This is a genomic window from Streptomyces sp. CLV115, assembly GCF_038448545.1.
GTDB lineage: Bacteria > Actinomycetota > Actinomycetes > Streptomycetales > Streptomycetaceae > Streptomyces > Streptomyces sanglieri.
This window is the reverse complement of sequence record NZ_JBCEWQ010000070.1, coordinates 13531-26269: the sequence shown is the minus strand read 5'-3', so window position 1 is coordinate 26269 and position 12739 is coordinate 13531. Positions and strand designations below refer to the sequence as shown.

The window sequence follows — 12739 nt, the reverse complement described above, 5'->3', positions numbered from 1 at the left end:
ACCCGCAGATGACCTTCCGCATGCCGCCCGAGTGGGCCCCGCACGAACGCACCTGGATGGCCTGGCCGGGCCCGAACCCGACCTTCGGCACCGACGCCGAACTGGACGAGGCCCGCGCCGCCTGGGCCACCGTCGCCCGCGCCGTGCGCCGCTTCGAACCCGTCACGATGGTGGTCGGACCCGGCCAGGAGGACGGCGCCCGCGCGCTTCTGGGCCCGGACGTCGAGCTGGCCGTCCGCCCCCTCGACGACGCCTGGATGCGGGACATCGGCCCCACCTTCGTCACCGACGGGAACCGGCTCGCCGCCGTCGACTGGACGTTCAACGGCTGGGGCGCCCAGGGCTGGGCCCGCTGGGAGCACGACCAGCACATCGCCCGTGCCGTCGCCGAGCTGGCCGACGTACCCGTGCACAGCTCCCGGCTGGTCAACGAGGGCGGCGCCATCCACGTGGACGGCGAGGGCACCGTACTGCTCACCGAGACCGTCCAGCTCGGCAAGGAGCGCAACCCCGACTGGACCCGCGAGCAGGTCGAGTCCGAGGTCCACGCCCGGCTCGGCACCGAGAAGGCCATCTGGCTGCCGCGCGGACTGTCCGGCGACTACGGCACGTACGGCACCCTCGGCCATGTCGACATCGTCGCCGCGTTCGTCCGCCCCGGCACCATCGTCGCCCATGTCCAGCCGGACCCGGCCCACCCCGACCACGAGATCACCCGCGAGACCGTGCGCATCCTGCGCGAGGCCACCGACGCCAGGGGCCGCTCCCTGGACGTCGTGGAGGTCCCGGCGCCCACCGTGCTGAAGGCCGACGGGGAGTGGGTCGACTACTCCTACATCAACCACTACCTCTGCAACGGCGGTGTGGTCCTCTGCGCCTTCGACGACCCGCGCGACAAGGAGGCGGCGGCCCTCTTCGGTGAACTCTTCCCCGACCGTACGGTGACACTCGTCGACGCCCGTACGATCTTTGCCGGCGGTGGAGGCATCCACTGCATCACGCAGCAGCAGCCGAAGGTCTGAACCGTGCCCCCCGCGCCCCGCCGTCGCAACACCGCCCCGCCCCGTGAGGAACTGCTGGCCGCCGCCATGGCCACCATCGCCGAACGGGGGCTCGACGGCCTCACCATGGCCGGACTCGGCCGCGAGGTCGGCATGAGCAGCGGACACCTCCTCTACTACTTCCGCACCAAGGACGAGCTGCTGCTCCAGACCCTGGAATGGAGCGAGGGACGGCTCGGCGCGGAGCGCGGCGCCCTGATGGCCGGGTCCGCGACGGCCCGCGAACGGCTCGACGGATACATCGGTCTGTACCTGCCCGACGGCCCCCGCGATCCGCACTGGACGCTCTGGCTGGAGGTGTGGAACCGCTCGCAGAACGCGGACGACGACGCCCGCGCCCGGCAGGCCGCCATCGAGGACGCCTGGCACCGCGACCTGGTGGCCCTGCTGGAGGGGGGCGCGGCGGCCGGGGAGTTCCGGCCGGTCGACGCCGGGCGGTTCGCCACCCGGCTGCGCGCCCTGCTCGACGGCTTCAGCGTCCATGTCGCGGTCGGCCTTCCCGGCACCGGACGTTCCCAGGTCCTCGCACAGGTGCGGGAGTTCGTCGAGGACTCGCTCGTCGCCGGGTAGCGGCCGCGGCGCCGTGAACGAAACGCACGTAAGTACGTGCGATCGTTGCGCATTTCGCCCTTGTTGCGGTCCCGTCTGTTCGGGCACGGTGACGGACCATGGGACGAGAGCAGTGGAAGAAAATCTGGGTCGGTTCGGCCGGCAACATGGTCGAGTGGTTCGACTGGTTCGTGTACGCGACCTTCGCGGTCTACTTCGCGGATTCGTTCTTCCCCGAAGGCAATGAGACCGCCAATCTCATGAACACCATGGGCATCTTCGCCGTCGGCTTCTTCATGCGGCCGGTCGGCGGCTGGCTGCTCGGCCGGATCGGCGACCGCAAGGGCCGCAAGGCGGCGCTCACCCTCACCGTCACGCTGATGTCGGCCTCCGCGATCCTCATCGCCGCCGCACCCACGTACGACGTCGCCGGGTACGGCGGGGTCGCCGTCCTGCTGGTGGCCCGGCTGCTCCAGGGGCTGTCCGTCGGCGGCGAGTACGCCGCCAGTGCCACCTACCTCACCGAGGCGTCCGCACCCGACCGGCGCGGCTTCGCCTCCAGCTTCCAGTACGTGTCCATGACCGCGGGACAACTGGTCGGCCTCGGCCTCCAGATCGTCCTCCAGCGCAACATGTCCGAGGCCGCCCTGCACAGCTGGGGCTGGCGGATCCCGTTCATCGTCGGCGCGCTCGGCGCCGCGATCGTCTTCTACCTGCGCCGCTCGATGCTGGAGACCGAGGTCTACGCGGAGTCCGGCGCCGCCGACCAGGAGGACCGCGGCACGCTGAAGGCGCTGTGGCGGCACAAGCGCGAGGCGTTCCTGGTGATGGCGCTGACCATGGGCGGGACCGTCGCGTACTACACGTACACGACCTACCTCTCCAAGTTCCTGTCCAAGAGCGCGGGCATGGACAAGCCCACCGCCTCGCTCGTCAGCTTCTGCGCCCTGTTCGTCTTCATGTGCATCCAGCCGCTGGCCGGGATGCTCTCCGACCGGATCGGCCGCCGCCCGCTGCTGATCACCTTCGCCGTCGGCTCCACCTTCCTGACCGTGCCGATCATGACGATGCTCAAGCACGCGGGCACGTTCTGGCCCGCGTTCGGCCTGGCGCTGCTCGCCCTGGTCGTCGTCACCGGGTACACCTCGATCAACGCCTGTGTGAAGGCGGAACTCTTCCCCACCGGCATCCGCGCCCTGGGCGTCGCCCTCCCGTACGCCATCGCCAACGCGCTCTTCGGCGGCACCGCCGAGTACGTGGCGCTCTGGTTCAAGAAGGCGGGCATCGAGTCCGGCTTCTACTGGTACGTGGCGGGCTGCGCCGCGGTCTCCCTGGTCGTCTACCTGACCATGCGCGAGACCCGCGACATCGACCTGGGCCGGGTCGGCGCCAAGGACGCGGACCGGGCGGGCGCGGAGCAGTCCGGGGCGACGAGCGTCACGCCCGCATCCTGAGACGGGGCGGGGCACGGAGGCGGCCCTGTGCAAGACTGCCTCCGTGCCCTCGAACGCCATGATTATCGGCAGCAGGCGCGCCGGTCCGCAGTGACCGTCCCGCACCACCACGTGCGGCACGGCCATCGTGCCCCAGACCCGCGCGCAGACCTCTCGCACCCGCGAGGGGTTTTTTCGTTTTCCGGCCCTCACCTCGGCCGGGGCGAGGCGCACGCGGGATGATGGGGGCAAGTGGAGCCAGATCGTCCGGATCCACTCATCCGACAGGAGTCAGACCAGCATGACCACCAAGGCCAAGCCCACCGACGACAGTTTCCATGTCTTCGACACCACACTGCGCGACGGAGCCCAGCGTGAAGGCATCAACCTGACGGTCGCGGACAAGCTCACCATTGCCCGGCACCTGGACAACTTCGGCGTGGGCTTCATCGAGGGCGGCTGGCCCGGCGCCAACCCCCGCGACACGGAGTTCTTCGCCCGCGCGCAGCAGGAGATCGAGTTCAAGAACGCCGAGCTGGTCGCCTTCGGCGCGACCCGCCGGGCCGGGGGCAAGGCCGCCGAGGACCCCCAGGTCAAGGCGCTGCTGGAGTCCGGCGCTCCGGTGATCACCCTGGTCGCCAAGTCCCACGACCGCCACGTGGAACTCGCGCTGCGCACCACCCTCGAAGAGAACCTGGAGATGGTCGTCGACACCGTCTCCTACCTTCGCGAGCAGGGCCGCCGGGTCTTCGTGGACTGCGAGCACTTCTTCGACGGCTACCGCGCCAACCCCGAGTACGCCAAGGCCGTCGTGCGCGCCGCCTCCGAGGCCGGCGCCGATGTCGTCATCCTCTGCGACACCAACGGCGGCATGCTCCCCGCCCAGGTCCAGGCCGTCGTCGCCACCGTCCTCGCCGACACCGGCGCCCGGCTCGGCATCCACGCCCAGGACGACACCGGCTGCGCCGTCGCCAACACCCTCGCCGCCGTCGACGCGGGCGCCACCCACGTCCAGTGCACCGCCAACGGCTACGGCGAACGCGTCGGCAACGCCAACCTCTTCCCGGTGGTAGCCGCCCTGGAACTCAAGTACGGCAAGACTGTCCTGCCCGAGGGCGCGCTCGCCGACATGACCCGGGTCTCGCACGCCATCGCCGAGGTCGTCAACCTGACACCCTCCACCCACCAGCCCTATGTGGGTGTTTCCGCCTTCGCCCACAAGGCCGGACTGCACGCCTCCGCGATCAAGGTCGACCCCGACCTCTACCAGCACATCGACCCGGCCCTGGTCGGCAACACCATGCGGATGCTGGTCTCCGACATGGCCGGCCGCGCCTCCATCGAGCTCAAGGGCAAGGAGCTCGGCATCGACCTCGGCGGCGACCGGGCGCTGGTCGGCCGGGTCGTCGAGCGGGTCAAGGAGCGCGAGCTCAAGGGCTACACGTACGAGGCCGCCGACGCCTCCTTCGAACTGCTGCTGCGCGCCGAGGCGGAGGGCCGGGTGCGCCGCTACTTCCGCACCGAGTCCTGGCGCGCCATCGTCGAGGACCGCCCCGACGGCACGCACGCCAACGAGGCCACCGTGAAGCTCTGGGCCAAGGGCGAGCGGATCGTCGCCACCGCCGAGGGCAACGGCCCGGTCAACGCGCTCGACCGGGCGCTGCGGGTCGCCCTGGAGCGCATCTACCCGCAGCTCGCCAAGCTGGAGCTGATCGACTACAAGGTCCGCATCCTCGAAGGCCGCACCGGCACCGAGTCCACCACCCGAGTCCTCATCACCACCGGCGACGGCACCGGTGACTGGGCGACGGTAGGCGTCGCGGAGAACGTCATCGCCGCGTCCTGGCAGGCGCTGGAGGACGCGTACACCTACGGGCTGCTGCGGGCGGGGGTCGAGCCGACGGAGTAGCCGGCACGGCCGGACGGGGCCGGGGAAGACCCGGCCCCGGGCCGCGGTCAGGGGTGGTAGATCTCCTGCATCGCGGTGATCCGGCCCTGGGCGTCCGCCCGGTAGTAGAAGTACGGGGTGTTGGGCAGCTTGTTGTCCACCAGCCATCCGGCCGGGACGGTGCGCGGGCTCCCGGTCTCGCCGACCACCTGGACCTCGGCGCCGGCGTGGATCAGGGCCGAGCCCTTGCGGATGGCGGTGTACTCGACGTGCTGCTCGTCGGCCGGGTCGTAGCTGCAGCCGACCTCGGTGAAGTTCACCCGGGTGTCTCCCCGGTACACCTCGGCGGACGCCAGTTCGAGGAAGTGGTCGTAGCCCTCCGGGTGGTAGCAGGGCTTGTTGCCGGAGCCGGTCCCGCCGCCCGTGGTGCCTTCCGCGGCCGGCGCGGAGGCCGGCCGGGAACCGGTGTCGGAGGCGGCGGTGGCAGTGGCGGAGCCGGCCGGTGCCTCGGCCGCGGAGTCACCCGCCGGGGCGGCCGGGCCGGAGCCGGTGGCCGCCGCGCCGGACTCCTCCGGTCCGCAGCCGGTGGTCAGCGCGATGACGACGGAACCGAGCAGTACGGCGGCGCAGACGCGACGGCGAATCATGGGACTCCTTTGCGGGCGAACGCAGTTGACGGGATCGAGGACGCCGGGCGCGGCGCCCGGGGTTCTGGCCCCCGCGCGTGATGTGAATCATGGGCCGGCGCCGGCCGAAGGCCACCGTGACGGGCACGGCGGCTGCGCGACGGTCGACGGCCGCGTTCACAAGCTGAACGCACAACGCGCCCTGTTCGTACGGGAGATGGGTACGGACCAATGTCGGCGTGAAGTATTGACGGCACTGTTCGGGCGGGGTTAACTCACGCCGCAACGCCGGTACCGGTTCCGGAACCGGTTGCGGTACCGGTTCCAGCTGTCCGCCATGCCTTGTCCCGGAGGCCCCGATGCGTGTCACCATCGCCGATGTCGCCCGCGAGGCCGGCGTCAGCAAGACCACCGTGTCACGGGTCGTCAACGCCAAGGGCGAGGTGGACGGTTCCACGGCCGCCCGCGTTCGTGAAGTGATCGCACTGCTCGGCTACGTACCCAGCTCGGGCGCCGTCGGACTGGCCCGCGGCAGCAGCCGTACGGTCGGCATGCTGGTGCCCTCGCTCACCTGGCCGTGGATGGGCGAAGTGCTCCAGGGCGTCGTGGACACCGTCGAGGCCGCCGACTACGGGCTGCTGCTCTTCACCTGCAACCGCGGCGCCGAGTCCGTACGGCGCTTCACCGGCCAGGTCTCGGCGCGCGCCTTCGACGGACTCCTGGTGGTCGAACCCGAGAACACCCTCGACCACCTCACCGCACTGCACCGCGGCGGCCTGCCGATCGTGCTGATCGACGACCGCGGCCACCACCCCGAATTCCCCTCCGTCGTGACCACCAACCGCGAAGGAGGCGCGTCCGCGGCCCGGCACCTGCTGGCCGCCGGGCGCACCAGACCCCTGGTCGTCACCGGCCCCCAGCACTTCGGCTGCGTACGCGACCGGCTCGACGGATTCCGTACGGTCCTGCCCACCGACCTCGTCGTGCACGGCGACTTCACCGAACGCAGCGGACGGCTGGCCGTGGAACAACTCCTCGCCTCCGGCGCCGAGTTCGACTCGGTCTTCGCGCACAACGACATCAGCGCGGCGGGTGTGCTGCGGGCCCTGCGAGCCGCCGGGCGCACCGTGCCGGACGACATCGCCGTGGTCGGCTTCGACGACATCCCGATGGCCGAGCACACCGAACCGCCCCTGACCACCGTGCGCCAGCCCACCCGGCGGATGGGCGAGACGGCCGCACGGCTGCTGCTCTCCCACCTCGGCGGCACGCCCGTACCCGAAGCACCGGTCGTGCTGCCCACCGAACTGGTCGTGCGCCACTCGGCGCCGTAGCGGTCCGGCCGGAGCCCACGGCCGACTGCCCCCTCCTCATCTCCGGATCCCTCCGGCCGCAGTCCCTCTTGGAGTCGCCATGTCCGTACGACGTCGTGCCACGTTGAGAGCGCTCTCGATCGCCACCGCGGTGGTCGCGCTCGCCGCAGGTTGCTCGTCCGCCAACTCGGGTGCCAACAAAGGGGGCGGCGCCGCCGGCGTACTGACCCTGGGCAAGCCGGACGGGCCGCAGACCGACAACAGCAACCCGTTCCTCAGCACCTCGGCGGGCGCCACGCTCGGCTACCGCTACATGATCTACGAGCCGCTGGCCATGACGAACCAGATCCGGCCCGCGGACGAGGCCGCCCCGTGGCTGGCGACCGGCTGGAAGTGGGAGGCCAACTTCACCAGGGTCACCTTCACCCTGGACCCCAAGGCCAAGTGGGCCGACGGCAAGCCGCTGACCGCCGACGACGTCGCATACACCTTCGAGCTGCTGAAGAAGCACCCGGCGCTGAACGGCAACGGCATCCCGTTCGACGGGATCACGGTGCGCGGCAATACGGTCGAGCTGACCTTCAAGGACTCCCAGTACGTCAACCAGAACAAGATCATCCAGCAGTTCGTCGTGCCCAAGCACATCTGGGAAGGCGTCGACAACCCCGAGACCTGGCCCAACCGCACGCCCGTCGGCTCCGGCCCGTACAAGCTCAAGACGTTCACCCCGCAGACCACCACACTGACCGCCACGCCCACCTACTGGAAGGGCGAGACCAAGGTCAAGGAGCTGCGCTACACCGCCTACAACGACAACAGCGCCGCGACCACGGCGCTGGCGAACGGCAAGGTCGAGTGGTCGTTCGTCTTCATGCCCGACTACAAGCGGCTGTTCGTCGCCAAGGACCCGAAGAACCACAAGCTGTGGTTCCCCTCCGGGCTCGGCATCCACGGACTCTGGTTCAACACCGCCCGCAAGCCCTTCGACAATCCGGCGCTGCGCAGGGCCATGGCGATGGTCGTCGACCGCAAGGCGATCTACACCCAGGCCGAGGCCACGCTCTACCCGGAGATCACCAACCCGACCGGCATCCCGCTGCCCGCCGGCGAGTCCTTCCTCGCCCCCGAGTACAAGAGCGCCACCACCGCCCCCGACGTGGCCGGCGCCAAGAAGGTGCTCGCGGACGCCGGTTTCGAACTCGGCGGCGGCGTACTGAAGGACCCGGACGGCAAGCCGGTGAAGCTCACCTTCACCGACCCGGCCGGCTGGAACGACTACATCACCGGTCTCGCGATCATCAAGGACAACATCAAGCAGCTCGGCATCGAGTCCCAGGTCAAGACGCAGACCGCGGAGGCCTGGGGCGCGGACGTCGCCAACGGGAACTTCGACGCCACCCTGCACTGGACCAACAGCGGCGCCACCCCCTACGACATGTACCAGAACATCATGGACGGCGCGCTGCTCCAGCCCGTCGGCAAGGCGTCCCAGCTCGGCAACTTCGGCCGCTTCAAGAACGACGAGGCCACCGCCGCGCTCAAGGCCTTCGCCAACGCGACCGAGGACTCCGCCCGCACCGCGGCGATGAACACCCTCCAGAAGATCATGGTCGAGCAGGCGCCGATGATCCCTACGGCCGCCGCCCCGATCGGAGCCGAGTACTCCACGAAGAACTGGGTGGGCTGGCCGACCGAGGCCGACCCGTACGCGCCGCCGCAGCACACCCAGCCGTCCGCGCTGCAGATCGTGCTGAAGCTCCAGCCCGCCAAGTAGAGCCAGGGATCACGGGACACAGGGACCGGCCATGTCGAAACAGCCCGCACACAACCACGTCGTGCTCGAAGCACGCTCAGTCACCAAACACTTCCCGGTACGGCGCACCGGACGCGATCTGCTCGCGGGCACACGCCGGACCGTCCACGCCGTCGACGACGTCTCGCTGGAACTGCGCCGGGGCACCGTAACGGCGCTGGTGGGGGAGTCGGGATCCGGGAAGTCCACCGTCGCCCGGCTGCTCGCCCAGCTGTATCCGCTGACCGGCGGTGAGATCCGGCTGGACGGCACGGCGGTGAAGGCCGGCCGGGGCCGGTCCTTCCGCGCCTACGTACGCCGGGTCCAGATCGTCTTCCAGGACCCGTTCGCCTCGCTGAACCCGGTGCACACCGTGCGCTACCACCTCACCCGGGCCCTGCGGATCCACGGCCGGGCCGGCCGCGGCGGGGCGGAGCTGGAGGAGCGCCTGACCGCCCTGCTGGACCGGGTCCGGCTGACCCCGCCCCGGCAGTACCTGGACAAGTTCCCGCACGAACTGTCCGGGGGACAGCGCCAGCGCGTGGCCATCGCCCGCGCGCTCGGCGCCGATCCCCAGGTGCTGCTCGCCGACGAACCGGTCTCCATGCTGGACGTCTCGATCCGGCTCGGCGTGCTCAATCTGCTGACGGACCTCAAGGACCGGCTGCGCCTCGCGATCCTCTACATCACCCACGACATCGCGTCGGCCCGCTACTTCGCCGACACCACACTGGTGATGTACGCGGGCCGGATCGTCGAGGGCGGTGACAGCGAGACCGTCACCCAGCACCCCGCCCACCCCTACACCCAGCTCCTCATCGCCTCCGCGCCCGACCCGGACGGGGCGGTCGCCGGGACGGCACAGGAGGAGACCGGCAGCGGCGAACCGCCCTCGCTGATCAACCCGCCCGCAGGCTGCCGCTTCCACCCCCGCTGCCCGAAGGCCCTGGAGCGCTGCCGCACCGAACCGCCGCCGCGCTTCGACCTCGAAGGCGGGCAGTGGGCGGCCTGCTGGCTGTACGCGGACGGCGGCACGGGCCGGGTGACCGGCGGTGGCGACGGCACCGCGGACCCCACGCAGAAAGAAGCCGCGAAGTGAAGTATCTGCTGCAACGGCTCGCCTTCTACCTGGTCACCGCGTGGGCCGCGATCACCATCAACTTCCTGATCCCGCGCATGATGCCGGGCGACCCGGTCCAGGCGCTGCTCGCCCGCTTCCAGGGCCGGCTCGACACCAGCGCCGTCGATTCGCTCACCGCGCTCTTCGGCCTCGACAAGAACCAGTCGCTCTGGCAGCAGTACACCGACTACTGGTCGCATCTGCTCGACGGCGACCTGGGCCTCTCCTTCACCTTCTTCCCGACACCGGTCGGCGAGGTGATCGCCCAGTCACTGCCCTGGACGCTCGCCCTCGTCGGCCTCACCACCCTGATCAGCTTCGTGCTCGGCACCGGCATCGGGGTGTTCACCGGGTGGCGGCGCGGCTCCTGGCTGGACGGGCTGCTCCCCGTCACCACCTTCATCTCGGCCATCCCCTACTTCTGGCTGGGGCTCATCGCCATCGCGCTGTTCGCCGTGAAGTGGCCGCTCTTCCCCGAATCGGGCGGCTACGACAACTCGCTCGTCCCGGCCTTCGACTGGCCGTTCATCTCCAGCGCGCTCTACCACGGGGTGCTGCCCGGCCTCACCATCGTGCTCAGCGCGGTGGCCGGCTGGATCCTCGGGATGCGGAACATGATGGTGACGGTGTCCTCGGAGGACTACGTCATGGTCGCCCAGGCCAAGGGTCTCTCCGAGCGCCGGGTGATGTTCGGATACGCGGCACGCAACGCGATCCTGCCTAACATCTCCGGCTTCGCCCTCTCCATCGGCTTCATCGTCGGAGGCACCCTCCTCGTCGAGATGGTCTTCTCCTATCCCGGCATCGGCCTACAGCTCTTCCAGGCCGTCGGCGCCAAGGACTACCCGCTGATGCAGGGCGTCTTCCTGATCATCACGCTCTCCGTCCTCGCGGCGAACCTCCTGGCCGACGTGATCTACATGGCCCTCGATCCCCGTACCCGAAGGGAGGCCTAGGAGATGGCCGTCACCGCCGCCGCCGAGGTCGCCGTGACCGACGCGACCGAGCCCCCGGCACCCGGCCGGCGCCGGCTGCGCTTCCTGCGCGGCCGCAAGACCGTCGTCGGTCTCGGGATCCTCGCCTTCTTCGCCGTGATCGCGGTCATCGGGCCGTGGATCGCCCCGTACGACCCGGACGCCATGAGCGACGCGCTGCTCCAACCGCCTTCCGGCGCCCACTGGTTCGGCACCACCCACACCGGTCAGGACGTGCTCTCGCAGATCCTCGTCGGCACCCGGGGCGTCCTGGTCGTCGGCTTCGTCGCCGGAATTCTCGCGACGGTCCTGTCCGTACTGATCGGCGTCAGCGCGGGCTTCCTCGGCGGCACGGCCGACGAACTGCTCTCGCTGCTCTCCAATGTCTTCCTGGTCATCCCGGGACTGCCGCTGATCATCATCATCGCCAGTCTGGTCTCCGACGCCGGAGACCTCCTGATCGCCGCCGTCATCGCCTTCACCTCGTGGGCCTGGGGCGCGCGCGTGCTGCGTGCCCAGACGCTGTCGCTGCGGTGCCGGGACTACGTCGAGGCGGCCCGCGCCACCGGCGAATCGACCTGGCGGATCATCTTCTTCGAGGTGCTGCCGAACCTGACGGCGGTCATCGCCTCCGGCTTCGTCGGCACCGTCGTCTTCGCGATCCTCTCCGAGATCACCCTCGCCTTCATCGGAGTCGCCGACATCTCCGACTGGAACTGGGGGACCGTCCTGTTCTGGGCGCAGTCAAACCAGGCCCTGGCACAGGGCGCGTGGTGGTGGTTCGTCCCGGCCGGACTCTGCATCGCCCTGCTCGGCATGTCGCTCGGCCTGATCAACTTCGGCATCGACGAGTTCGTCAACCCGCGCCTGCGCACGGAGACCGGCGCGTCCCGGAAGGTCCGGATGCGGGTCGGCTTCACCCCGGTGGCGCGTCCCGGCACCTCTGAGAAGGAGATCCGCCCATGAGCGAGCCCGTCCTCACCGTCCGCGGGCTGAACGTGGACTACGGGAGAGGGGGCGACGCCGTGCACGCGCTGCGCGACATCGACCTCACCCTGCACCGGGGCGAGGTGCTGGGCCTGGCGGGCGAGTCCGGGTCCGGCAAGTCGACCCTCGCGTACGCCGTCACCCGGCTGCTCCCGCCGCCCGGGGTGATCACCGGCGGCGAGGTCCACTATCACCGGCCGGGCGGCGAGGCGCTCGATCTGCTGGCCCTGTCGGCCGCCGGGCTTAGGGCCTTCCGCTGGCAGGAGCTGTCGATCGTGTTCCAGGGCGCGATGAACTCGCTCAATCCGGTGCACACGGTCCACAGCCAGCTCACCGACGTACTGCGGGCCCACCGCCCGGGGCTGAGACGGCCCGAACGGACGGCACGGGCAAAGGAGTTGCTGGCACTCGTCGGCATCTCCGCCGACCGGCTCGCCGCCTACCCGCACCAGCTCTCCGGCGGGATGCGCCAGCGCGTGATGATCGCGATGGCGCTCGCGCTGGAGCCCGAGATCGTCATCATGGACGAACCCACGACGGCCCTGGACGTCGTCATGCAGCGCCAGATCCTGGGTCAACTGGTCAGACTGCGCGAGGAGCTGGGGTTCTCGGTCCTCTTCATCACCCATGACATCTCGCTGCTGATCGAGTTCTCGGACCGGATCGCGATCATGTACGGCGGCCGGATCGTCGAGGAGGCACGGGCCGACGCGATCTACCGCGACCCCCACCACCCCTACAGCGACGGGCTGCTGCACTCCTTCCCCGCACTGCACGGCGCCCGCCGCGAACTGACCGGCATCCCCGGCTCGCCCCCGCACCTGTCCGCGATGCCGGCCGGCTGCGCCTTCCACCCCCGCTGCGGCAAGGCGCTCGACGCCTGTGCCGGCCACGTCCCGGTGCTCGCCGCACCGGACGGGGACGCGTCGCGCACGGTGGCCTGCTGGCTCCACCGCCCGGCCCCGGCGACCGCCGCGCCCCGCCCGTAGCGATCCC

At 70.3% G+C, this 12739-nt stretch carries 11 protein-coding genes; 10 read left to right on the top strand and 1 reads right to left on the bottom strand.

Going from position 1 to position 12739, the window contains the following annotated elements:
• Positions 1-8 precede the first annotated feature (8 nt).
• The 4 genes from AADR41_RS23460 to cimA all read left to right on the top strand — a co-directional run bounded on the left by AADR41_RS23460 (position 9) and on the right by cimA (position 4952).
• Complete coding sequence (locus AADR41_RS23460; RefSeq protein WP_342283359.1) at positions 9-1022, top strand: agmatine deiminase family protein; 1014 nt, start codon at positions 9-11, stop codon at positions 1020-1022.
• Positions 1023-1025: 3 nt separating this feature from the next.
• Entirely contained in the window at positions 1026-1631 is a 606-nt protein-coding gene (locus tag AADR41_RS23455) for a TetR/AcrR family transcriptional regulator (protein WP_342283358.1), read from the top strand.
• Between the two features lie 98 nt (positions 1632-1729).
• Positions 1730-3064 (top strand): MFS transporter, encoded by a 1335-nt coding sequence (locus AADR41_RS23450; protein ID WP_342283357.1) that lies wholly within the window; start codon positions 1730-1732, stop codon positions 3062-3064.
• A 280-nt stretch (positions 3065-3344) separates the two neighbouring features.
• Entirely contained in the window at positions 3345-4952 is a 1608-nt protein-coding gene (gene cimA, locus AADR41_RS23445; protein ID WP_342283356.1) for a citramalate synthase, read from the top strand.
• A gap of 47 nt (positions 4953-4999) precedes the next feature.
• Here the strand turns inward: cimA and AADR41_RS23440 are convergent, their stop codons facing one another.
• The gene (locus AADR41_RS23440) at positions 5000-5578 is read right to left on the bottom strand and encodes a hypothetical protein (protein ID WP_342283355.1); all 579 of its coding nucleotides are present in this window, start codon (positions 5576-5578) and stop codon (positions 5000-5002) included.
• A 338-nt stretch (positions 5579-5916) separates the two neighbouring features.
• On the opposite strand from AADR41_RS23440, the gene AADR41_RS23435 reads away from it, so the two are divergent.
• The 6 genes from AADR41_RS23435 (at position 5917) to AADR41_RS23410 (ending at position 12732) form a co-directional block, all read left to right on the top strand.
• Positions 5917-6891, top strand: a complete 975-nt coding sequence (locus tag AADR41_RS23435; protein ID WP_342283354.1) for a LacI family DNA-binding transcriptional regulator — start codon at positions 5917-5919, stop codon at positions 6889-6891.
• A gap of 79 nt (positions 6892-6970) precedes the next feature.
• Positions 6971-8644 carry an ABC transporter substrate-binding protein gene (locus AADR41_RS23430; protein ID WP_342283353.1) on the top strand — a complete coding sequence of 558 codons (1674 nt, stop codon included), beginning with the start codon at positions 6971-6973 and terminating at the stop codon, positions 8642-8644.
• 31 nt (positions 8645-8675) lie between these two features.
• Positions 8676-9761 (top strand): ABC transporter ATP-binding protein, encoded by a 1086-nt coding sequence (locus AADR41_RS23425; protein WP_342283352.1) that lies wholly within the window; start codon positions 8676-8678, stop codon positions 9759-9761.
• Positions 9758-10738 (top strand): ABC transporter permease, encoded by a 981-nt coding sequence (locus tag AADR41_RS23420; RefSeq protein WP_342283351.1) that lies wholly within the window; start codon positions 9758-9760, stop codon positions 10736-10738. The genes AADR41_RS23425 and AADR41_RS23420 overlap by 4 nt, the downstream gene beginning before the upstream one ends.
• A 3-nt stretch (positions 10739-10741) precedes the next feature.
• Positions 10742-11722 carry an ABC transporter permease gene (locus tag AADR41_RS23415; protein WP_342283350.1) on the top strand — a complete coding sequence of 327 codons (981 nt, stop codon included), beginning with the start codon at positions 10742-10744 and terminating at the stop codon, positions 11720-11722.
• Entirely contained in the window at positions 11719-12732 is a 1014-nt protein-coding gene (locus tag AADR41_RS23410; protein ID WP_342283349.1) for an ABC transporter ATP-binding protein, read from the top strand. The genes AADR41_RS23415 and AADR41_RS23410 overlap by 4 nt, the downstream gene beginning before the upstream one ends.
• Positions 12733-12739 lie beyond the last annotated feature (7 nt).